Consider the following 22,914-nt stretch of genomic DNA (forward strand, 5'->3'; position numbering starts at 1 on the left):
GTATGTGGTTGCTCCTGGTTCAGGAGCGTTTAGTTCTTTGGGGCTCTTGCAGTTCCACCGCGGTGCGGACGATGTTCGCGCCGCGTTCGGGCCAGTTGCCCAAACCAAGCAAGTCGAGCAAGTCCTGCATCTTCAAGGACGCGCCATCGGCGAGAACCATGCGAGCAAACAATTGGTTGTCTTGGAGTTCAATCGTGGGCAGATGTTCGTCCACGATCGCGGTGACCGTCTTCCCTTTGCGTTCGACGGAAACCGATTCTTCTTGTTTTAGATTTGCAATGCGAGCGACGATCTCGGCTCGCTGGGATTCGTCCCAATCATCGGGGAGCGAAACGGTGTACTGCGTGGCGGCGATGCGGGCTTTCTTGACACCTTCGGGGATCTTCTCCACGGAGTGAATCGTCAGGCCGGGTTGCTCATCACTGCGAAGACGCTCGAGCAGTTCGTCCGCGGCCAGGTCTTCGCACAGATCGATTTCGGCGACCTCGTCTAGGCTTTCGATTCCCAGCGGCAATGCCGACGGAAATGCGATTCGCGGCGTTGGGTGGAAGCCTTCGGTCATCGACAGTGGCAACGTGACTCGACGTGCCACACGTTCAAAAAGCAAGGCTAAGTCGCGGTGGCTGATCCAACGCAGCAGACCTGTTTTGGCAAAGCGGACACGATAGCGAATCCGCAATTGGTCGGCCGGGTGAACGTTGGGCGATTGGCGGGATGGCCGCGTTCTCATTGCATCACCAGTTCGGGGGCCAGGTCGGCCAAGCGGTCCAGCAGATAGAGGTCAACGTCGCGAGCCGCTTCTAACTTCATGACACGCTCGGCGATCGCTTCGCACTGTGTGATCGAAACGTTGCGAATGACTTTTTTGACGCGAGGCAGTGCTGACGGCGGGACGCTGAGGTTGCGAACGCCCATGCCAAGCAGCAGCAACGCCCGACCTGGGTTGCTGCTCATTTCACCGCAAACGCTGACGGGCGTTTGGCTCTTTGCCGCCACGTCGATGCTGTGCTGGATCAACCGCAAGACCGCCGGATCACTGGATTGATAGAGGTCCGCGACGTATTCGTTGCTTCGGTCAACGGCCAAGGTGTACTGAGCCAAGTCGTTGGTGCCGATGCTAAAGAAGTCAACTTCACTGGCGAAGTGTTCCAGCATCATCACGGCAGCGGGGACTTCCACCATCATGCCGATGGGCAGATCGCTACGGTAAGGCAGGCCGGATTCATGCAGGTCTTCCGCAACCACGTTGAGCAACATCCTCGCTTGGCGAAGCTCATTGATCGTGGTGATCAATGGGAACATCACACGAACATCACCGTGGACCGCGGCACGAAGCACGGCACGCAGTTGCGGTCGAAACACATCTAGGTTTCGAAGCGACAAGCGAATGCTGCGAAGACCCAGGAAAGGGTTGTTTTCGCGGTGAGCCAAATTACCTCGGCCCATTTTGTCCGCACCCAAATCCAACGTTCGGATCACGACCGGACGTCCGTCCATTTTTTGAACGACTTCGGAGTAGGCCTGGTAGTGGTCCTCTTCCGAGGGTTCTTCGTCGGAGGACAGGTAAAGGAATTCCGTTCGGTAGAGTCCGATCCCGTCGGCGCCTCGGTCCAGGCACGCGGTCGTTTCGTGCGGGAATTCAATGTTGGCGTTCAGTTGAATACGAACACCATCGGTGGTTTCCGCGGGAAGTTGGCTGAGTTCCGCCAAGCGGACCGCCAGCGAACGACGATACTCGGCTCTTTCCCGGTAGTGTTCCAGGACGTCGTCTTCGGGGTCGACGATCAATTTCCCGCGATCACCATCGACAATCACGCAGTTGGAACCCGCGATTTGATGCAGGAAGTCGCCGATTCCCACCACGGCAGGGATTTCCAAGCCCTTGGCAACGATCGCGGTGTGCCCCCCGGGGCCGCCGGTTTCCGTGCAGAAACCTTTGACGTAGCGTCGGTCCAAGTTGGCGGTTTCGCTGGGCGTCAGCATGTGCGAAAGCACGATGACCGGTTCGCTCAAGTCGGACAGCGGTTGGCGAGTTACGGCGCCGAGTTGCATCAGCAATTGACGCTCAATGTCCAAGACGTCTTGCGCACGGTCTGCGAGCAATGGGTTGTCGAGCCGACGCAACGCCGATGCGTAATTGTGGAGAACACCGCTGACGGCGAAAGCTGCCGATTGTCGGTCTTCGCCAATTCGGCGTTGCAATTCCGAGTGCAGACGCGGGTCATGCAGCATTTGCAGCTGCGCCGCGAAGATGTCGCCGGTGGATCGGCCCGCGGTGGCGGTGGTTTCCAGGCGACTGTGTTCCAGTTGAGCGCTGACCAGGTCAACCGCGGTGTGTAGACGCGCGAACTCATCCTCGACGTCAGACGCCGGGACGATGCAACGCGGGATGCGGTATCCGTCGGCATCCAGCACCAGGGCTGGGCCAATGGCGACACCCGGTGAAACGGGAATGCCTTGCAATTCAAGCATCATGCTTCGATGCCGAACCACTCGATCCGATTGTTTCTCTTGATGCGTCTGATTCCGAAGCGAGTGGTTTGTCGCTTGGAATCGCTTTGCCGCCACGATGGACGATTGTTTGCGAGTGGTTTGTCCGGGGCCGATTTCAAAACGGCGAGCACCGAGGTCGCTCCTTTGGCGGTTTCGGGCCACCCGGGCTGGTTGCAAACGTGTGCGTCTTTCGGGCTTGTTCAGTCAGTGATGCGTCGCATCGACCGAGCAGGCAAAGACGAGGTTGTCACGCGGTGGCAGGTTGGGATTTCAGACGCGGACTGGCACCACCAGGCAAGGGGAAAAAAGGATCGGGAAGAACGACATTTGGGTCTCTCTAAGAGGGTGATTGGTCAGGAGAATCGCTGGTGCCGCCCGTCGAACAGGCGGGGGAGCCAGGAGACTCATCTAGTTCGTTGAAGCCGAGGTCGAACAGGCGACCCACAGCCTCGATGGCTTGTTCGGCATCATCGCCATTGGCGGAAACCGTCAAATCGGTTCCTTCGGTGGCTCCCAGCGTCAGCAGCGACAGGATGCTACGGCAGTCCACTTTCTCAGATCCTTTTTGCAGGAAGATCTGAGATTGGAATTCCGATGCGCATCGGACCAGCAAGTCGGCTGGTCGGGCGTGCAAACCTTGGCGATTGAGGACACGAACGGATCGTTCGTGTGAGGGAGCGCTCATGCGATCACCGCTGGGCGGGTGACAGTGGAATCAACAGGACGAACAAGGGCCGCGTCGAAGCAAACGTTCGAGCAAAAAGGCCCCGCGATGGCTGGCTGTTCGTTCATGTTGAAGGATTGGTTCGGCAGAAAAACGATTAACCGGCAGCAAACTGGTTGTCGTCGGCTTCCTGCAACAGTTGTTGGATGTCGTCTGCTGACTTGCTTTGTTTCAAGAAGCGGCAGAACGATTCATCCCGCAATTGGCGAGAAATGTTTTCCAGGGCTCGCAGGTGATCGCCGGGGCGTTCGGGAGGGCTGATCAGCAGGAAGAAAAGTTGGACACGTTCGCCGTCGAGCGAATCGAAGTCGACACCTTGTTCGCTGACGCCAACGGTGCCGACCAGTTGTTGCACGCTGGGGTGTTTGGTGTGAGGAACCGCGACACCACGACCGATGCCGGTGCTACCGAGTTCTTCACGTTTCATGATGGCGGCGACGATGTCGTCACGTTGGTCGGCGGAGATTTCGCCGGCGTCCAGGAGGGACTGCACGAGTTCATCAATCACCGCTTCTTTGGTGGTCGCGGTCAATTCGGCGCGGATGGCACCGGTTTTTACAAAGTCAGAGAACTTCATGGAAATGTCTGGAATGCGAATGAATGGGAGCGTTTAGCGGAAAGGCCGGCAGAAATTCGCAACGAGGACGGGCCGGTGGCTCAATCGTCGTTGGTGTCGACGCTTTCGATGTGTTTGTGGGCGGTGGCGCGATGTTCGGTCTTTTTCTCTTTCAGCTTTCGCAACTGTTGTTCAGCCTTCGGGATCGCGGAATCCAGTGCAGCGATGACGGTGGTCGCTTCGGCGTGAGCGATCAGGTCTTCGGAGTGTTCCACCGAAATCCGAAATTCGACGTGAGGTTTGTCTAGGTTTTCGAGGTCGATCGTGACATCAATGGCGTTCACTCGATCGTACAAACGACGAAGTTTGAGTGCCTTCTCTTCGACCAAAGCTTGGTCGCCGGGTTGCAATGCCCCGTGCCGGGCGGAAACGTTCACCTGCATGCTCAACCTCTTGCTGTTTTTATATGAGATTCGTGCGACCGAACCTAAAAGACCCATCTTAGCCTTGTCCGGCTCGTCGTCCACAAAATCCAGCGTAGCCGACTTTGACGTACGCGAACAGCGATCCTTTGGGACGAATTTTTCGGACATCGCTACGGGGTAGCGGACTCATCGGCACAATTTGCAGGCTTGCCCCGTGACAAAACGCCGGCGAATGGATACGCTTCGCAGTTCGTCCATTGGTTTTTATCCGCCCAATCCTCCAACCCCCACAGCTCTGATTTATGGCTCGAAAGGTCATCAGCCGCCAGGAAAAAGCTGCCGAAGCAGAAGCCGCTGAGAAGTTGGCCGCTGAGGCCAAGCGTAAGAAAGCGTCCAGCCGAAAGACCAAGAAGGCGGCGGCCGATGTTCGCCTGCGTCTGTATTGGGGTGTGTTCAGCCAAAACTTGAAACGCGTTGCCGTGTTCGAGTTCGACCAAAAGGACGAAGCTTTGAAACGATCGGAAGAATTGAGCAAGGGCGGCAAGTCGCCTCACTTTGTTCAGAAGGTCAAGGAAGAAATCAAAGTCGAGTAGGGGCTCGCTTCAGAGCCATCTGCCCGAAACCAATTTGGCTCCGCAGCCATTTCGCTTCATTCGGATCAGATGGCAACTGGCTGATTTGACGTCAATTTGCTTTTTGGTGGGCGGTGGCCTGTGTTGGCGTCGCCGGTGATGTGTCCGGAAAACGGTGGCCTTCGTGACAGCATCCGAATCTTCGGCATCGAGTTCGATGCGACCTGCCACTGCTCCCGCTTCGCTGCGTTTTCCGGCTGAATGGGAGACCTGCGCGGCCGTGTGGTTGGCCTGGCCGCACAACCGTGAAACTTGGCCGGGACGATTTGATCCCGTGCCCGCCGCGTTTGCCAAGTTTGTTCAGGCAATTTCGAAAACGACGCCAGTGCGGATTCTGGCGACCGGCGACGTCGCCGATGACTGCCGGGCCCGTTTGAGCGAACTCGGGCTAAGGCCGGCGGAAGCTGGCAAAAGCAGTGCTGAATCGACGGACGCCACCATTCAAATCGTTGAGATCGACACCAACGATTGTTGGATTCGAGATTACGGACCAACGTTTGTTTTGTCCGAAGATGGCGGGAAAGTCGCGGTTTTATGGCGTTTCAACGCGTGGGGTGGAAAGTATGAGCCCTATGATTCGGACGCCTCCGCCGGAGGGAAGCTGGCCGTTTGGGCAGGACTTCGCCGCGTGGATGGGCGGCTGACCATGGAGGGCGGAGCGCTGGAAACCGATGGGGCAGGGCGGTTGTTGGTGAATCCAGGCTGTTTGGTGGATGAGGCTCGCAATCCCGGCGTTTCACAGGAGGAGATTGCACAGCAGTTGGGACAGTTGCTGGGGATTCACGAGATCGCTTGGATTGATGGCGGTGCCCCGGCGGGAGACGATACGGACGGGCACATCGATCAAGTGGCTCGTTTTTTGGACCCGGAGAATGTCGTGTGTGCGGTAGCTGGGTCAGCCGACGATCCCAGTGCGGAAGGTCTGGAGACCAATTTTCGGCAGCTCAGGCTGTGGTCGCGGCAGACCGAACCTCCAGTGCAGGTTCATCGCTTGCCAACGCCGCCTCCGCGTCAGATCGACGGGGCGGCTGTCCCGCAGAGTTATTGCAACTTTCTGCGACTGGGCCCCGATCGGATTTTGGTTCCCACGTTTCAATCACCCGAGTCCGATGCCTATGCGTTGGACCTGTTGAAGCAATTGTGTCCGGATGCCGAGGTTGAAGGCGTCGACTGTTACGACATCGCGTGGGGTTTGGGGGCGTTGCATTGTGCCAGTTGCCACGAGCCCGCGGCGCCAGCGAAGTTGTGATTGGTCGGTGAGGCTTCTGGTGTGACAGTGCCGCGACGCCGAATTTCGATGGGATTGGATGGAAATCGTGCTGGGGACGTTGATTCACCCTTGGGCGAAAATCGTCCGAAGGGTATACCTAGCGGCTTGACAATCCGACGGATCGTCGGTTGATGCCGCGTTTGCCGCCAAGGTTCGCAGTCCCGTCATGAAATGCCCTGAAATTTTTGGGCGTGCGAGGGACACTCTTGTAGAGAAAAGGGTGTCAGCGACTGGAAGACACCGAACTGTTTGCCGAGCAACCCGGACCATCGATCCCGTTGGCCCACGAACCGGTTTCCTGGACGCAGGCCGCATCCGCGCCGCGAGCGAGACCCGTTCAGATCATTGCACACTTTTTTGTCGATGTTTGATCAGCGACGGTGAGCCGATTCGAAGGGCTCCCGCGAGTTGCTGATTGGCGTCGCATTGGAAACCACATGCCAGACAATTGGAATATCCTCGCGAGTTTGTTGGGGACGCCAAAGCCACCAGACCGTCCCGCCGCGAAGGAAGAAAAGGAAGAGCCAGCCGCGAAACCCGATCCTTCCGCCGAGCCAGAAGAAAAAACGTCGTCAGAACCGGTCGCGGAATCGCCCACGGACGATGGGCCCGTGAACGACGAACCTGAGGCCTTGAAGTCAAAAAAGTCGTCGGCCTTTGACGACCTCGACGATCAGGATTCGGATGATGGAGCGGGCGATGTTTTACAAGCATTGACTTCGGTCAAACCGCCGCCAAAGTTGCCGGGTTTTGGAATCGCTGAAGACGACGATGAGTCCGATGACGATGATGAACCATCGGGTTTTGGTGTGGCTGAGAGCAAAATCACCAAACGCGAGTCGCAGCTGCGTTCCGGAAATGAGGATTCACCCGCTCGTAAACGTGATCGCAAACACCACAACAAGCCCAAGTTGGACGAACCGTCTCGCAAGAGTGCCAAGTCCGGTTTCGCGAGCGGTTTGCTAGACGAAGCGGATGTTGATTCCGACGACTTGGATGACGAGTCGGATTTGGTGGCGGCCGAGCCAGCCGAAATTACCGGTTGGGGGGCCGATTCGGTGGACGAAGAGTCCGTCGACGAGTCGGAGCCACCCGCATCGCGTCAGCGCGGCAGTCGCGAAGAAGGCAAACGTGAGCGGGGTGGTCGCGGACGCAACCGTCGCGGCCGTTCGTCCGAAGACCAAGATGACTCGTCCAGCGGTCGTTCGCGTCGCGGGCGCGGAGGCCGTCGTGGTCAGCGTCAACTGTTGACAGAAGACGAGTTGGACAAAGGCACCGCCGCTCGTTCGCGTTCTTCTCGTGACGGTTCGGCTTCTCGTGATGATTCTGATTCGGAGCGTGAAGAATCCAAAGGGCGTGGCCGTCGTTCACGCCGACGCGGTCGACGTGGTGAATCCACCGATGGTGATCGTGGCTCGGATTCCCGGTCCAAATCTGATCGCGGCCAACGTGAAAAGACAGCTGCCTGGGATGATTCCGATCTGGGCGATGATGAAGACGATGGTTTCGCGGCTGAGCTGTTCGCCGATGCCGGTTCCGTGGATGAATCCAGCGACGATCATCGCTCCGGCCGTTCTCGAAAAAATTCCGATGACGATGAACCGCGTGCGAGCCGTCGTCGATCACGTCGTGGCGGTCGTCGTCGCGGCGGACGGGGACGTGATGAGCAAGGTTCCGAAGATCAGAACGCAAACGAGGTGAAGTCACGACGCGGTCGGCGTCGTGATTCGGAGAAAGACGACGACTCGTTTGATGACGAACCGTTGCCTCGCTTCGCTTTCGCGGATGACGATTCGGATGTCGCGGAACAGGAAGACACCCGAGAGGAAAAGGAACCTCGTTCGCGTGGACGTTCACGCTCGCGTGGCGGACGCAATCGAGATCGCGACAACGATCGTTCCAGCGGATCGGATCGTGATGAGGATCGGTCATCCGGTCGCGGGCGACGCGGCGGCGATCGCAAGGATTCACGCAAGAAAGACCCCGACATTCCGACCTGGGATGAGATCGTCAATCAATTTGTCGACAGCAATTTGAAGGGGCGAAAGAACCAATCTTCTCGTGGCGGTCGCGGCCAATCAGGCGGTGGCGGATCTCGAGGTCGCCGGCGTTGAATCAGGGTGCCTCGGTGCACCACGAACTTCTTCGCCAAACATCTCCACACCATCCATTCAAAATAAATCAATCAAGGAAACAACATGTTTAAGAACTTCTGTCCTTCCGCTCTCGGTATCAACGGCCGCCAAAGCGAGCTGATCGAATTGGCTTTGACCTATGCGTTCCGCGGCATGGATGTCGACATGCACGACATGCTGCGTCGCTCGCAGCGGACTTCGTTCGAAGATGCATCGAAGTACCTGAAAGCTTCTGACATCAAAATCGGTTCGTTCCAGTTGGCCATCGATTTGGACTCGGACGACGACACCTTCACCGCGGCGGTTGCCCAGCTTCACCCACTTGGCGAAATCGCTGGTCAGCTCGGTGCCGAACGTGCTCTGATTCGCGTTCCTGCCGCGACCAATCGTTTGCCATTCAACGAATTCTTCGAAGTTCAACGAACTCGCTTGGGCCAAATCGCTGAAGTTCTCGAGCAACGCGAAATCAAGCTTGGTGTTGGATTCCGTGCTGGTGCGGAATTGCTCGAGGGCAAGGAATTCACCTTCGTGAACAACGTGGAAACGTTCCGTGCTTTGGTCGACGCCGTGCCAAACGGAAACGTTGGCTATGTGATCGACACTTGGGACTGGGTGGTTGGCGATGGGGCCATGGATCAACTCAGCGAGATCTCCGGCGAACGCATTGTTGCTCTGCGTTTGGGGTCTGTGCCCGAAGACGCCGATCTGGCAACCGTGAAGTCAACGGATCGCTTGCTGCCTGAAATGAACGGATCGACTTTGGATCACGTGAAGGTCATCAGTCACCTGAACGAGACCAAGTTTGAAGGTCCAATGAGCCCCACCGCTTCCACGGCTCAGTACAAAGGCCAAACTCGCGAGTTCTTGGTCCAAAAAGCTCAAGAAGCCATCGATGGCATCTGCAAAGAAGCCGGCATGACGGTCGCTCCATTGCCGATGGATTTGATCGAAGACATTCCTTACGAACCAACTCCTATGTGATCTGGTTGGAGACCCTGAGCCATGAGTCAAACTGACGCCGATCTACTGAATCAATTAGGCGGAATGGATGGAGTGCGTCATGTCGTCGATGACATGTACGTCCGCGTGCTTGCGGATCCCGAGCTGACTCATTTCTTTGATGGGGTCCCCATGGAGAAACTGTCGCGGATGCAGACGGAGTTCATCGCTTCGATGACATCCGGCGACATTCAGTACACCGGTGCGGATCTGACGAAGGTTCACGCCGGGCGTGGGATCACGGGAGCTCACTTCTCTCGTTTCTGTGGGCATTTGACGGATGCGATGGAAGCCAAACAGGTTTCTTCGCACGCAATTGATCAAGTGCTCGGAAAGCTGGCCATGTACAGCGATAAAATCACTGGTTCGTCCAACGTGGATGGCTAATTCCCGTGGCGGAGCGTTGGGGCTCCGTCAATGGTGATACCCGATTTTCGCCAAACGACAGTTGTCGGCGTGAATGTTGGTTCGCGATCGGTTGGCTTGGGCTCTGAATGGTCAGGGTCATTCTTGTTTCGCTTTCTTTCTTGTTTGACACCGCCATGACTGCCACTCGTCGTCGCCCCGTAGTTTTGATTGTTCGCGATGGTTGGGGGAAAAACCCTGATCCGAAGTGGGACGAATGCAATGCCGTGCATCTTGCCAACACGCCAGTCGATGAAAAGCTAACGAAGGAATATCCCAGCGTTCTGATTCATACTTCTGGTGAGGACGTGGGATTGCCGGCCGGCGTGATGGGGAACAGCGAAGTCGGTCACCAAAACATCGGAGCCGGTCGCATCGTTGATCAAGAGGTGATGCGAATCACGCGAGCAATCCGCGATGAGTCATTCTTCAGCAACCCGGTCGTCACCGGTGCGATCGAGCATGTCAAGAAAAATGGCGGGCGATTGCACCTGTTAGGTTTGATGTCCGATGGGCGTGTGCACAGCGATTTGCAGCACGGCATGGCGGTGATCGATCTCGCCAAACGCAATGGACTTTCCGGTGATCAGTTGGCGATTCACGCCATCACCGACGGTCGCGATACGTCGCCGCGAGGAGGCCTGAAGTACGTTTCACAGTTGGTGGATCGTTGTGCTGAAACAGGCGTCGGCGTTGTGGCATCGGTCATTGGTCGTTTCTACGCCATGGACCGCGACTTGCGTTGGGAGCGGGTTGAGTCGGCTTACAAGTTGATGACTCAAGGTGCCGGACAGACGTTCCCGTCCGCTGCCGCCGCGATCGAAAGCTACTACGCGAACCCATCCGACAGTAGTCGCGATGGAGACGAGTTCATCACCGCATCCTCGATCGTGCCCGAAGGTGGTTCGCCCATCACGGTGAAACCCGGCGATGCGGTCGTCTTCATGAACTATCGAGGTGACCGCACACGTGAAATCACGAAGGCTTTCACCTTCGACGATGATGCGTGGGCGAAGATCGACGGTGGTGGATTCGATCGCGGCGAAAAAATTGATGACCTCTACTTTGCGACGATGACCGGCTACGAAACGGGGTTGCCCGTTCAGGTGATCTTCCAAAAGCCGACCAAGATGCCGAACATTTTGGGGGAGTATGTTGCGTCGAAGGGGCTGCACCAGTTCCGTTGTGCGGAGACGGAAAAGTACCCGCACGTGACATTCTTCTTCAACGACTATCGGGACGATCCGTTCTCGGAAGAAGAGTGGGGAATGGCCCAGTCGCCTCGTGACGTTTCGACGTACGACCAAAAACCGGAGATGTCCGCGGAGGGTGTCACCGAGCGAGTGCTCGAACAGATTGAGTCGGGCAATTGCGACATGATCATTGTCAACTTTGCCAACGGCGACATGGTTGGACACACAGGAGTCTTGTCGGCTGCGATCTCGGCTGTTGAAAAGGTGGACGCCTGCGTCGGGCGAATCGTGGACGCCACGTTGGCGGCGGGCGGTTCGTTGGTGGTGACTGCTGATCACGGGAACTGTGAACAGATGATCGATCCTGAAACGGGCGGTCCGCACACGGCACACACCACGTATCAGGTTCCATTGATCCTGGTGGATCCCGAATTTGTCGGCAAACCGCTTCGTGAAGGTGGTCGTTTGGCTGACATCGCACCAACGGTCTTGGCGTTGATGGGATTGGACATTCCCGATGAGATGACCGGGCGTCCGTTGATGGAAACTCAAACGGCCTGATGTTGGTGTCCCTGCGGGAAGGTTGGTCCGTTGGGAACCGTGTCGTCGCGATCGTTGCCGGATTGTTTTTGGCGGTCGGTCTCGCCGGGACGTTTGTTCGTGTCGTGGTCGACTACCAGGTTCCGGGGCCGTTTGACCCGGAGCACCAGGGACTTTGCGATTTTCACAACGGGATCTACTTTCCCACGCGGGCCGTGTTGCAGGGCGAGAGTCCCTACAGCGATGCCTACGCCGCGAAATATCCGGTGGCCAGGCAGATCCCGTTCTTCTCGCCTGTCATCTTGCTCATGCACGCGCCTTTGGCCGTGCTGCCACTGCATGTTGGTGAGTTTCTCAATGCGATCTTGCAGCTCTTTCTGCTCGCATCGATTGCAATTTTGGTGGCGAGAGAGGCTGGAGCCGCCAGGCGTTTGGATGTCGTGTTCAGCATCGCTGCGGCGATGGTCTTCAGTCGTGGTGGTCACATCACACTGTTCAACGGTTACTTCACTTATCAACTAGTGTTGGCCACGTTTCTTTCGCTCGTCTGGGCGGACCGCCATCCGGTTCGCGCGGCGTGGGCGTTGTTGGTGGTGTCCGCCAAACCCACGTACATTTTGCCGCTTGGGTTTTTGATGTTGGCTCGTGGCAACGTTCGTTGTTTGGTTTTGGGTGCCGTCTTCAGTATTCTCGGCGCGGTGGTGCCTTTGGCGTGGATCGCACACCACGAGGGCGATGGTGATCTGGCGGCTGGGGTTTCAATGCTGAAGCAACAGATCGTGGACACCCAAGCCGTTCACCGCTCGATGGACGATGAGTCACCCGTGTGCTCTTGGACGCGGTTGGATTTGTTCGCCATCATCGCGAAATGGCGTGGGGGGGACCCTGGTGATCTTCCGCACATTCTGGCGATGGCCGGGTTGTTGGTGATTCCGATGTTGGTGTTGTTTCGGCGATGGCGTGCGGATTGCGATGACGGCATCTCGGGGGTGACCGGTGGGCTACTGCTCACCGCGATGTTGGTCAGTCTGTATCACCAATCCTATGATTCACTCTTGTTGATCGCTCCCGTTGCCGGGATTTGTCTGTCGAGGCTTCCTGAGTGGAAGAGCCTGTCGGTTTGGAGCCGCGTCCTGTTGTTCGGGCTGATGGCGTTTCCGGCAATCAATTATCTCTCAACAAGAACGTTTTTGTTGCGATTCGAATTGCCAGAAACTGTGGTTCGAGTTTTCACCAGCTTGAATGGAATCAGTCTGGCCATGGCGCTGGTTTCGCTGTGTTTCATTGCTTGGCCGCGAAAAACTCAGGAAACGGCCAAGTAGCGACTGTATTCGTGATTCGCCGAGGGAATGTGTATCTTCAAGGTGAATTGGAACTTTGGGCGATTGCCCCTCGTCCAATGCTTGCTCCCACCAAGTCCCCCATCCCCAGGGTTCGGCATGTTCGTTCGTCGTCCGCAGTTTTGTTTTCGTTTGCTGTTGCTCTCGTTGGTCGTGGTGGTGCCGGGGTCAGCGGTGGCTCAGCAACCATCGGGAAAGCAGAAGCAGGTGGAGACCGTGAGTGGGCCGGTCAAAGATGTCTCCTTCCAGGCTCTGTGGTTGATTGAGTCGGATGACGTGCATCGTGTGGAGTACGACGGGCCGGCGAGAGAGGCTCTTTCGAAGGTCGGTTTTGGGCGACTGGTGCCCGCGGGAAGCGTGATGTCTGCTTTGACGGTTGGCCGGGACGCTCGCCTAGAAACCGATTCGCGATATGGCAAATTCAAATGCCAGGTCCAGTTTCTAAACACGACAGAGGCTGGCCAATTGCAGGCATTGTTGGAGTTGGAAGCGCAGCCCAACGAGGGCGTTGCTGTCTACACGACCGTGCGAGTTCCGATGGACAAATGGTTCTTGGCAGGTGCGGGCGATTCCCGGGTGGGGCTGCCCATTCACGCGGATGACGGAAAGCGAGCCGTTTTGATCATGAAGGTCACTGAGGAAGTGATTGTCCTGGAGTGACGACTGGCAAGGTTTCGTTTTTTAAAGCCAGCGAGTGTTTAGATGCTCGGGTTGCCGTGATGATCGCGGAGCCATTGGGCGGCGTCTTGCAGGCTTTCTTCGAAGGGGCGGATTCGGTAGTCCAGTTCTTTCTTGGCTCGTGAGCTGTCGTAGTAGTGGTATTGGCTCGACATGCGAACGGCGGCGCTGTTGAAGTCGGGTTCGGCTGGCAGAAGCTTGCCGACGACATCGCCCGCCACACCTGCGATCCAGCGTTGAGCCGGGCCCGCACGCATGACGGGCGATTTCGCTCCCATCGCGGACGCCATGGCTTTCCAGAGTTCCAGATAACGCATGTTGTAGCCGGCCAGGATGTAATGGCGGCCGGGCTCGATGTCGTTGGTGATCAGTTTTTCAGCCGCGCGGATCGCCGCGGCTGCAACGTCCCGTGAATCGCAGGTGCTGTTGCCACCGGAGGGTGTCAGAGGACGCCAGGACTTGCTGACCTCCAGTATCATCCGGCCGCTGCTGGGTTTCCAATCCCACGGGCCAAGCATGAATCCAGGGTGAACGATCGCGGCTCGCAGGCCCTTCTTCACACCGTCTTTCACCACCTCGTTGCCGGCTCGCTTGCTGAGCACGTAGCTGCAGGGGACTTGCCCACCGGCATGGTCGAGCGGCGTCGTTTCATCGGCAACGCTATCGCGATCCGCGATGGCGAGTGTGTTGACCGTTCCGACGTGGACGAGTTTGCAATCGTGATGCAGACAAGCATCGACGACCGTTTGCGTGCCATCGCGATTGACGGCCATGGATTCATCGAGGCATTTCCAGCCCAGGTGAATCATGCCGGCGGAGTGAATGACCGCATCGCAGTCAGCGACCGCATTTTCGATCGCGGCTTTGTCCTGCAGATCGCCATGAGCGAACTGAGTGTGGATCCCATCGAAAACTTGCGAGTTGGGTTCGCCTCGTACCAACGAGATCAAGTCGTGACCGGCGTCCGACAATTGGCGAAGGATCGTGTTGCCTAGCAAGCCGGTGCCGCCAGTCACAAAGACTCGCATGGTTATTCCTTGGGAGTCAACGGAATACAGATTGGCAGAGTCTTAGCGGAGCGGCGCGAGCCGTCTGGTGCCGTGGAACCGGAGGCCTCGCGCCCCGCCGCTAAAATTCTTAGGACGTTTGCCCTTTGTAGTTGCGGTCGACGTATTTGGTGTCGACGCTGCCGCTCACAAAGGCTTCGTTCTGCAGGATCCAGTTGTGGAAATCGACCGTGGTGGTGATGCCTTCGACTTGAAGTTCTTTCAAAGCCCGAAGCATCGTCGCCACGGCTTGTTCACGCGTTGGGCGATGGACGATCAGTTTGCCGATCATCGAATCGTAGTAAGGCGGAACAACGTATCCGGTCTGCACGTGCGAATCGAATCGAACGCCCATCCCACCAGGAACAAACATCGATTTGATTTGTCCGGGGCAGGGTTGGAAGTTCTTCGTTGGATCTTCCGCGTTAAGGCGACATTCGATCGCGTGGCCGGTGGGGCTCAGTTCTTCTTGGCGGAATGACAGAGGCAATCCTGCAGCGACGCGAATTTGCTCTTGGATCAGGTCGACGCCGGTGATCATTTCGGAAACCGGGTGTTCCACCTGGATCCGCGCGTTCACTTCGATGAAGTAGAAGTTGTAGTCCTTGTCGACGATGAATTCGACGGTTCCCGCACCGGAGTAGTCCGCGCCGGCGATCATCCGAACGGCAGCGTCGCAAATGGCTTCGCGACGATCTTGGGGAAGATCAGGGCTGGGGGCTTCTTCGACGAGTTTTTGGTGTCGGCGTTGGACACTGCAGTCGCGTTCGAACAGGTGGCAAACGTTACCATGTGCGTCCGCGATGACTTGGACTTCGATGTGACGAGGCTGCTGAATGAACTTTTCCAGGTACACGCCACCGTTGCCGAATGCCGCCATCGCTTCGTTGCGAGCCGCTTCCAGTTGGCTTTTCAACACGTCTTCGGTCTCGGCCACTCGCATGCCTTTACCGCCACCACCTGCGGTGGCTTTGATCAGCACGGGGAAGCCAATCTCTTTGGCGGTGTCGATGGCACGGTCAAAGTCGGTGATCAATCCATCGCTGCCGGGAACGACCGGAACGTTTTGCGCGATGGCCATCGAGCGAGCGGTGTTCTTGTCGCCGAGTTTGTCCATCGCGGTCGGCGAAGGGCCGATGAACTCAAAGCCACTGCTGCGGCATTGCTCGTTGAATTGAGCGTTTTCGGCCAAGAAGCCATAACCGGGGTGGATGGCATCAACGCCGGCCACTTCAGCCGTGGCGATGATGCGGTCGATCTTGAGATAGCTGTCCACGCTGCGTGCGGTGCCGACGCAATAAGCGTGGTCGGCCAACTTCACGTGCATGGAATCGGCGTCGGCTTCGCTGTACACCGCGACGGATTCAATGCCCATTTCACGGCAGGCACGGATCACTCGGAGCGCAATCTCGCCACGGTTGGCGATCAGAATTCGTTCGAACATGAATTAGCCGTCAACTTGGACGCGGAAGAGAGGTTTGCCGAAATCAACGGCTTGTTGGTCGCTGACAAGCACTTCCACGATCTTTCCGCGGCATTCGGCGGGGATCTCGTTGAAGACCTTCATGGCTTCGACGATGCAGACCACGGTGTCTTCGCTGACCACGTCACCGACTTTGGCAAACGGTGGGGCTTCCGGGTTGGCCTTGGAATAGAACGTGCCGACCATGGGTGAGTTGATCGTGATCGTTCCCGCGGTGCTGGCTGAGTCATCACCACCCGCGGCAGCGGGGGCAGGAGCCGAAGCCGCGGCGGGAGCGGGGGCTGGTGCGGCGGGAGCCGCAGGCATCGCCGGAGCAGGAATCATGGCGGGGGCCGAGCCACCACGAGTCAGCTTGATGCGGTCGTCGGCCTGTTGCAGATCCACTTCGTTCAGTTCGTGTTGCTCCATCAATTCGACGATTTGGCGAATCCGATCGATGTCAAACACATCCCCGCCGTCGGGTTTTTCCGATTTCATACGAAGTCCGATACCTGCAAAGTCCAATGATTTCCAAGCCCATAATAGAGCTCGAGCAATCGTTTCTGGGTCAACAATAATTCCGCCACGTTTTACACAACAAGCCGACAATCATCGAGACCCTTTGGCAGGCTGGTCAGACGCTCAAATCCGGTGGCGGTCACCAGGATGTCATCTTCGATCCGAATGCCAAATTCGCCTTCGAAATAGACGCCGGGTTCAACGGTCAGGACCATGCCTTCTTGCAGTGTTTCTTTCGACATGGGGCCCATGCGTGGATCCTCGTGAATTTGCAGGCCAAATCCGTGTCCAAGTCCGTGCTTGAACGCGTCGCCTAGGCCGGCTTTTTGAAGCACGTTGCGTGCAGCCGCATCGACTTGAATCGCTTCCACGCCGTCTCGGATGGTCTCAATCGCGGCCTCCTGTGCCTCCAAAACCACTTGGTAAGCGGACTCAAAACGGTCGGAGGTGGCGGAGCGAACCTCCGGTTTGTGAAACGTTCGGGTGATGTCACTGCAATAGCCGTCCACGCGTGCCCCCCAATCGATGAGCAGCGTCCGGCAATCGGCGAGTGCGACGTCTCGCGGGTGATAGTGGGGCAGGGCACCGCTGGGTTCGGCGCCGGCGATCACGTCAAAGGCCACGCCGGATGCGCCCAAACTTCGCATGGTGGATTCCAATTCATGGGCGATCTGTCGTTCGGTGGTTTGCGGCGTTAGCTTGTGAATCACGCTGAGGAAACTGCGTTCGGCGACCGAAATGGCTCGGCGGATGGTGGCCAACTCGTCGGCGTCTTTGATCCACCGCAGTTGCTCCACCACATTGCTAGTTTCCACCCACTGAACGCCTTCGATTTGGTCCCGCCAGTCTCGCAGGGTGGCGACGTGGACATGGTCGGCTTCGAAGCCGATGGATTGGATCGACACATCACCGAGGTACTCCGCCAATAAGCTGACAAGCGTTTGGCTGGGTGGACGGATGGCACTTTCGAGATTCGGGCACTGTTCCGCAATCTGGGTCTCGTAGCGTCGGTCCGACAGCAACGTCGCCTGACCGTTCGATCGAACGAGCAACCAAGTGCTGTCGCCGGTGAATCCGCTGAGATACCGCACATTGACCTCGCTGCAGATCAGCAACGCCTCCACCGGTTGGTCCAATTCGGCCATGGAAGTCACAAGTCGTTCAATTCGTGTTGTCATGGAGTCGATACCCGAAGGAATGTCGAAGAGCCGATGGAGTCGTCGGCAAGGCGGCCGAAATTTCGGTGGACGGCGGAAGTGGACCAGGCCGCGAAAACGCGGAGTATTGTGGGCAGGAATTCGGCACCTGTCACCCATTCCCCCTCGACTGATATCATGCCGACCGTGGAACGCCTGTTTTGCGTGTGCGTTCCCCCCCGATCATCCCCTTGCAAAATCCTGCAGCAGACTTCGATGAAAACTGACGAACTCCGCGAAAAGTATCTGGCGTTCTTTGAAACCAAAGGTTGCGTCCGCCAACCCAGTGACGTGCTCGTGCCTGCATGGGATCCATCGGTTCTGTTCACGCCCGCGGGAATGAACCAGTTCAAAGATCACTTCTTGGGCAAGGTGAAGTTGGACTTCACCCGAGCAACAACGTGCCAAAAGTGTTTGCGAACCGGCGACATCGACAATGTGGGGCGGACAGCGTTCCACCATACGTTCTTTGAAATGCTGGGCAACTTTTCGTTCGGTGACTACTTCAAGGAAGAAGCGATCCGCTGGGCATGGGAGTTTTTGACGGACAAAAAATGGTTGAATATCCCGGAAGAGCGACTGACGGTCACGGTTTACAAAGACGATGACGAAGCGTTTGGGATTTGGCACGAAAAAATTGGTTTGCCAACTCAACGCATCACTCGCATGGACGAGGATGAGAACTTCTGGCCGGCTTCAGCACCCAGCGAAGGCCCCGATGGAGTTTGTGGTCCCTGCAGCGAAATTTATTACCAACTCGAAGACGGCAGCGACGTCGAGATTTGGAACTTGGTGTTCACGCAGTTCAATCGCGTGGGTACACCGCCGGACAACCTGCATCCGTTGCCCAGCAAAAACATCGACACGGGAATGGGGTTGGAGCGTACCGCCAGCGTTCTGCAGGGCGTTCCGACCAACTTCCACATCGACAGTTTGTTCCCGATCGTCGAAGCAGCCTCGGAGGTGTGCGGGGTCAAGTACGAGTACGAAAGCGACAACGGTCGACGTCTTCGTCGGATCACGGACCATGCGCGTGCCAGCGTGTTTGCTGTCCACGAAAACGTTTACCCGGGCCCCAAAGATGCTCGTTCGGTGATTCGTCGTTTGATCCGCCGCGCTGTGCTCGATGGCTATCAAATGAATCTTCGCGAGCCATTCTTGTACAAGTTGGTCGAAGCCGTCGCCGACGCATCCAAGGCTGCTTATCCGGAATTGGGACAAACCACGCAACGAGTCAGCGAAGCGATTGAGTCGGAGGAGAAGGCTTTCTTCGCCACCATCGATGGCGGGATGAAACGCATCCATCGTTTGTTCGAAGAAATGAACGATGAGTCATCGGTGATGGTGCCTGGTGCCGAAGCTGCGGATTTGTTGACCACTTATGGAGTGCCGCCCGAATTGGTGCAGACTTTGGCCGCCGAGCAGAACTTCACGTTTGATTGGGCCGGTTTCCGCGAAGCGATGGACCGGCACGCGGACGAAAGCGATGGCGGGCAACGCGTGCTGTTCCAAACCGGGCCCTTAGAAACGCTGAAAGAAGCTTTGCGAGAAACCCCGTTTGTGGGATACGACCAAACAGAAGACACCGCAGTCGTGAAAGGCATCATCACGGGCGATGGCAAAGGCAAAGGCGACGATGGTCAATTGCTCAGCCATTTGGATCGGCCCGGCGACGCGGTGTTGCGATTGGTCCTGGATCACTCACCGTTCTATGGTGAATCCGGTGGTCAGGTCGGTGATGTTGGTGTTATCTCCAGCGACAACTTTGAGTTTGAAGTCATCGACACACAGAAGCATGCATCGTTGATCGTGCACCATGGTCGTTTGGTTCGCGGCAAAATCAGCGAAGGCGAAACGTGCACCGCTAAAGTCGATGTGAGCAATCGCGAGGCGCTTGCACGTGCTCACAGTGCCACGCACATTTTGCATCATGCACTGCACACGCACGTGGGGCGTCACGCCGAGCAGCAAGGCAGCAAGGTCGAGCCTGATCGTCTGCGATTCGACTTCACCAATCCCAAAGCGATCGATGACGAGACGCTCGTCAAAATCGAAAAGGATGTTCTGGGTCTCGTCGATGCGGGAGAAGAAATTCGGTGGGACACGGTGTCTCTCGCCGATGCACGCGAAGCCGGCGCGATGATGCTGTTTGGTGAGAAGTATCCGGACCCTTGTCGGATGGTTTCGATGGGAACGTTCAGCCGCGAACTTTGTGGTGGGACACATCTGACCAACACTCAGCAAGTCGGCTCATTCGAAGTTGTCGTGGAAGAAAGTGTTTCCACCGGCACCCGCCGAATCGAAGCGTTGACCGGGCAGCGTGCAAAGGAACATCGCGAGCAAACTGAAGCGTTGCTCAACGAAGTCGCGGGGAAACTCGGCTGCGATCCATCCGTTGCCGCCGCGGCCGTTGTGTCGTTGACCGAAGAGGTGCGACGCCTGAAGAAAGAATTGTCATCCGGCAAAGCGGCCGATTATCCAGCCGATTTTGTGTTTGATGCAAAAGCCGCGAAAGCGGAGAAGACCAATGTGAGTGACTACAACGCGGTCCGTGCTGCGGTTCGTGGTTTGACTCGTCGATTGAACGTTGCCATCACGGATGTGATCGGTCGTTTGGAATCTTTGTTGGCAGATCGAACGAAGTTGGTCGAGCAACTGAAACAAGTTACCGCGGGTGGCAAAATCTCCGCCGATGACCTGATGGCCGAAGGCACTCAAGTTGGTGACACATTGTTGATCGTTGCTGAGACCGCCGGAGCCAACCCCAACATCATGCGTGGTTGGATCGATCAAATTCGCAAGAAGAGTGACAATCCGACTGCCATTCTGTTGGCCGCGACCAATGGCGACAAAGTCATGTTGGTGGGCGGATTGAGCCGTGATTTGGTTGACCGTGGATTGAAAGCGGGTGACTGGGTCGGTGCCGCGGCCAAGGTGGTCGGTGGCAGTGGCGGCGGGCGTCCCGATATGGCTCAAGCCGGCGGGAAAGACGCCAGCAAATTGCCGGAAGCACTTCAGCAGGCTCGCGAATCGATGAGTGAGAAATTGAGCTGAGTGCTTGCTGCGTGCTGATTTGAATTGACTGCGATCCCGATCCATTGGAGTTGGCTTTTCCGCCATGACTGAAACGAACGAGTTGACTCCCAATACCTACTTCATCGAAGTCAGCGGGGCAGGGCTTCCCGAAGTGGACGGGCTTTATGTCCCGTCCATCGCGCCGCCGACCAAGTCGGAATCGGGGACTGTTTCCAGTCCGGGTTATTGGAATGGCAAGATGGCTTGGGATCGCGCTGACGGAAAGTCAGCGAGAAGTCCCGCGTTGTCCTATTCCAACACGTATCGGTCTTGGAGAATCTGTCGGCTGGACGGACACCTCGCGTACGACTTCACGTGCGAAGAGGAGCTTCCGCCCACGGATCGTCCTTGGCACGTCTATCAAAAGGGCGTTGCTCCCGCACCCAAGGTTGTGGTTCATCATTGCGACCCGCGTTTGCCTTGTCCCGATCCCAACGTGGTGTTTGTCTTGGGTGGTCCGGGCGCTGGAAAAGGCACCATGTGCGAGTTGGCCGAATCGCAACTCGGTTGGACTCATTTGTCGACGGGGGATCTGTTGCGAGCGGAACGCGAGGCCGGCGGTCCGTATGCCGCAACCATCGAAGAGATCATTGCCGCGGGCAATTTGGTTCCCAGCACCATCGTGGTGAAGTTGCTTCAAGACGCGATGGAAAGAATCACCAGGCATACCGGCAAGCGAAACTTCTTGCTCGACGGTTTTCCGCGTTCGATGGCCAACTTGGATGCGTGGTACGAGGTGTTTGGGCAAGACACGGAACTCCCCAAGATGCTGTTCTTTGAGTGCCCGTACGACGTGTTGGAAAAACGTGTGTTGGCTCGAGCAAAGTACACCGGTCGTCAGGATGACAACTTGGAAAGTTTGAAGGTGAGGTTTGACAACTTCAAAGCCGAAACGCTCCCCGCGGTTGAGCACTTCAAGAGCCAGGGACGGTGCGTGGAGTTAGACACCAGCCAGGACCGGCAATCCGTTTACAAGCTCGTTTGTGAGAACCTTTCCGAACACACGGATTGCTCTTTGGCCAATCAGCCGTTGTCCGAACGAGCCGAGATGTTGCTCGGGTTGAGGCCGTTTCCGGACAAGTGATGGATGTGGCACGGCGGTCTCCGCCGTGAGTGCAGGTGCTTCTCGATGGGGGACCACCGAGCGACAGGTTGAGATGGCAATCAGCCGGGGATGAAGTCACATTCGGGCGTCAGCGATTGAGCGAACAACGTCAGCAATCTCGCGATGGCTTCGATGTCACCGAGGCTGATGGTTTCCACGGCGGAGTGCATGTAGCGGTTTGGGATGGCGACCAAACCGGTCGCGACGCCTGAACCAGAAACCTGCAGCACGTTCGAGTCGTTCGGAGCAGCGCGGCCAAGTGCGGCGGGTTGATAAGGGATGTCGTTGTCATCGGCCAGTTGCATCAAACGAGTCGCCACCTTGGCGTTGATATTGGGGCCTCGGAAAATGACGGGACCGCCTCCGATTTTGATGTCGCCTTGTTGTTGCTTGTCGATGGTTGGGCAGTCCGATGCGTGCGTGACGTCCACCGCGATCGCCACGTCCGGTTGAATGCGACCGGCGGCAGTCTTGGCACCACGCAACCCGATTTCTTCTTGAACCGTCGCCACGCTGTGCAGTTCGCACTGCAAGGCTTGATCGGAGGTGGCACATCGCCGGGCCGTTTCGATAACGGTCCACATGCCGGTCTTGTTGTCCATTCCGGGGCCGCTGACCAAATCACCCAGAAGTTCTCGGTAAGCGAGATTCAGTGTCACGCAGTCACCGATGCGAACCTTGGACTTCGCATCGTCGCCGTCTTTGGCACCGATGTCCAACCACATTTGTTCCAGTTTGACGACTTCGCCGCGTTCTGCCTGAGAGAGCAAGTGGATGGGCTTGCGGCTGATCACTGCCGACACGGGACCGTCGGTTGTCCAAACCGTCATGGCTTGGCCAATCAATTGTTGCGGATCCCAGCCACCGATGGTCTGAGCGTACAAGAAGCCTTGTTCATCGATATGCGAAATCAGCATGCCGATTTGGTCGCAGTGGCCGGCCAGCATCAGTTTAGGGCCGCCCGCTTTTCCAACGCGAGCCGACAGGTTGCCGTGTACGTCGACCGAGACGTCATCGCTGTGTGGTTTCAGGTATTCCCCGATCAGTTTTTGAATCGGTTCTTCGTAGCCAGATGGGCTGGGGGTCAGAATGGCTTGCTTGAAGAATTCGAGCGGTTGCAT

Annotated in this window: 20 protein-coding genes; 10 read left to right on the forward strand and 10 right to left on the reverse strand. The window is 57.1% G+C overall.

The genetic code is table 11. The annotated features are described in order from the left end of the window. Positions 1 to 19: 19 nt before the first annotated feature. The 5 genes from LOC70_RS14935 to hpf form a co-directional block, all read right to left on the reverse strand. Positions 20 to 730, reverse strand: coding sequence for a TIGR03936 family radical SAM-associated protein (locus LOC70_RS14935; RefSeq protein ID WP_230254769.1), 711 nt, complete (start codon positions 728 to 730; stop codon positions 20 to 22). Beyond that, positions 727 to 2,472: a phosphoenolpyruvate--protein phosphotransferase gene (gene ptsP / locus LOC70_RS14940; RefSeq protein ID WP_230256155.1), complete on the reverse strand. Its 1,746-nt coding sequence runs from the start codon at positions 2,470 to 2,472 to the stop codon at positions 727 to 729. The genes LOC70_RS14935 and ptsP overlap by 4 nt, the downstream gene beginning before the upstream one ends. Positions 2,473 to 2,830: 358 nt before the next feature. Then, positions 2,831 to 3,178, reverse strand: a complete 348-nt coding sequence (locus tag LOC70_RS14945) for an HPr family phosphocarrier protein (RefSeq protein WP_230254770.1) — start codon at positions 3,176 to 3,178, stop codon at positions 2,831 to 2,833. Between the two features lie 136 nt (positions 3,179 to 3,314). Beyond that, positions 3,315 to 3,794: a PTS sugar transporter subunit IIA gene (locus LOC70_RS14950; protein WP_230254772.1), complete on the reverse strand. Its 480-nt coding sequence runs from the start codon at positions 3,792 to 3,794 to the stop codon at positions 3,315 to 3,317. A gap of 80 nt (positions 3,795 to 3,874) precedes the next feature. After that, positions 3,875 to 4,216, reverse strand: a complete 342-nt coding sequence (hpf, locus tag LOC70_RS14955; protein WP_230254774.1) for a ribosome hibernation-promoting factor, HPF/YfiA family — start codon at positions 4,214 to 4,216, stop codon at positions 3,875 to 3,877. 284 nt (positions 4,217 to 4,500) lie between these two features. Here hpf and LOC70_RS14960 point away from each other — a divergent pair, with 284 nt between their 5' ends. The 8 genes from LOC70_RS14960 (at position 4,501) to LOC70_RS14995 (ending at position 13,372) form a co-directional block, all read left to right on the forward strand. Then, positions 4,501 to 4,791 (forward strand): hypothetical protein, encoded by a 291-nt coding sequence (locus LOC70_RS14960; protein WP_230254776.1) that lies wholly within the window; start codon positions 4,501 to 4,503, stop codon positions 4,789 to 4,791. A 196-nt stretch (positions 4,792 to 4,987) separates the two neighbouring features. Then, complete coding sequence (locus LOC70_RS14965; RefSeq protein ID WP_230254778.1) at positions 4,988 to 6,079, forward strand: agmatine deiminase family protein; 1,092 nt, start codon at positions 4,988 to 4,990, stop codon at positions 6,077 to 6,079. Between the two features lie 458 nt (positions 6,080 to 6,537). Continuing rightward, the gene (locus LOC70_RS14970) at positions 6,538 to 8,214 is read left to right on the forward strand and encodes a hypothetical protein (protein WP_230254780.1); all 1,677 of its coding nucleotides are present in this window, start codon (positions 6,538 to 6,540) and stop codon (positions 8,212 to 8,214) included. Positions 8,215 to 8,298: 84 nt separating this feature from the next. After that, a complete protein-coding gene (locus LOC70_RS14975; RefSeq protein ID WP_230254782.1) occupies positions 8,299 to 9,216 on the forward strand; it encodes a sugar phosphate isomerase/epimerase family protein in 918 nt (305 codons plus the stop codon). Positions 9,217 to 9,237: 21 nt separating this feature from the next. Next, a complete protein-coding gene (locus LOC70_RS14980; protein ID WP_230254783.1) occupies positions 9,238 to 9,621 on the forward strand; it encodes a group I truncated hemoglobin in 384 nt (127 codons plus the stop codon). A 155-nt stretch (positions 9,622 to 9,776) separates the two neighbouring features. Then, positions 9,777 to 11,393, forward strand: a complete 1,617-nt coding sequence (gene gpmI, locus LOC70_RS14985; protein ID WP_230254785.1) for a 2,3-bisphosphoglycerate-independent phosphoglycerate mutase — start codon at positions 9,777 to 9,779, stop codon at positions 11,391 to 11,393. After that, positions 11,393 to 12,694 (forward strand): hypothetical protein, encoded by a 1,302-nt coding sequence (locus LOC70_RS14990; protein ID WP_230254787.1) that lies wholly within the window; start codon positions 11,393 to 11,395, stop codon positions 12,692 to 12,694. The genes gpmI and LOC70_RS14990 overlap by 1 nt, the downstream gene beginning before the upstream one ends. A 117-nt stretch (positions 12,695 to 12,811) precedes the next feature. Continuing rightward, on the forward strand, positions 12,812 to 13,372 hold the full coding sequence (locus LOC70_RS14995) for a hypothetical protein (RefSeq protein WP_230254789.1): 561 nt from the start codon (positions 12,812 to 12,814) through the stop codon (positions 13,370 to 13,372). A 38-nt stretch (positions 13,373 to 13,410) separates the two neighbouring features. On the opposite strand, the gene LOC70_RS15000 is transcribed toward LOC70_RS14995, so the two are convergent. From LOC70_RS15000 to LOC70_RS15015, 4 genes are all read right to left on the reverse strand, one after another. After that, positions 13,411 to 14,418, reverse strand: coding sequence for an NAD-dependent epimerase/dehydratase family protein (locus LOC70_RS15000; protein WP_230254790.1), 1,008 nt, complete (start codon positions 14,416 to 14,418; stop codon positions 13,411 to 13,413). A gap of 109 nt (positions 14,419 to 14,527) precedes the next feature. Continuing rightward, positions 14,528 to 15,880: an acetyl-CoA carboxylase biotin carboxylase subunit gene (gene accC / locus LOC70_RS15005; RefSeq protein WP_230254793.1), complete on the reverse strand. Its 1,353-nt coding sequence runs from the start codon at positions 15,878 to 15,880 to the stop codon at positions 14,528 to 14,530. A gap of 3 nt (positions 15,881 to 15,883) precedes the next feature. Then, entirely contained in the window at positions 15,884 to 16,396 is a 513-nt protein-coding gene (accB, locus tag LOC70_RS15010; RefSeq protein ID WP_230254795.1) for an acetyl-CoA carboxylase biotin carboxyl carrier protein, read from the reverse strand. A 92-nt stretch (positions 16,397 to 16,488) separates the two neighbouring features. Next, complete coding sequence (locus tag LOC70_RS15015) at positions 16,489 to 17,595, reverse strand: M24 family metallopeptidase (protein ID WP_230254797.1); 1,107 nt, start codon at positions 17,593 to 17,595, stop codon at positions 16,489 to 16,491. A gap of 234 nt (positions 17,596 to 17,829) precedes the next feature. Between LOC70_RS15015 and alaS the strand changes: the two genes are divergently transcribed. Both alaS and LOC70_RS15025 read left to right on the forward strand, forming a co-directional pair. After that, entirely contained in the window at positions 17,830 to 20,667 is a 2,838-nt protein-coding gene (gene alaS / locus LOC70_RS15020) for an alanine--tRNA ligase (RefSeq protein ID WP_230254799.1), read from the forward strand. Positions 20,668 to 20,731: 64 nt separating this feature from the next. Beyond that, positions 20,732 to 21,772, forward strand: coding sequence for a nucleoside monophosphate kinase (locus tag LOC70_RS15025; RefSeq protein WP_230254801.1), 1,041 nt, complete (start codon positions 20,732 to 20,734; stop codon positions 21,770 to 21,772). Positions 21,773 to 21,852: 80 nt separating this feature from the next. Here the strand turns inward: LOC70_RS15025 and LOC70_RS15030 are convergent, their stop codons facing one another. After that, positions 21,853 to 22,914: a M42 family metallopeptidase gene (locus LOC70_RS15030; RefSeq protein ID WP_230254804.1), complete on the reverse strand. Its 1,062-nt coding sequence runs from the start codon at positions 22,912 to 22,914 to the stop codon at positions 21,853 to 21,855.

It is taken from the genome of Rhodopirellula halodulae (assembly GCF_020966775.1).
GTDB classification, from domain to species: Bacteria; Planctomycetota; Planctomycetia; order Pirellulales; family Pirellulaceae; genus Rhodopirellula; species Rhodopirellula halodulae.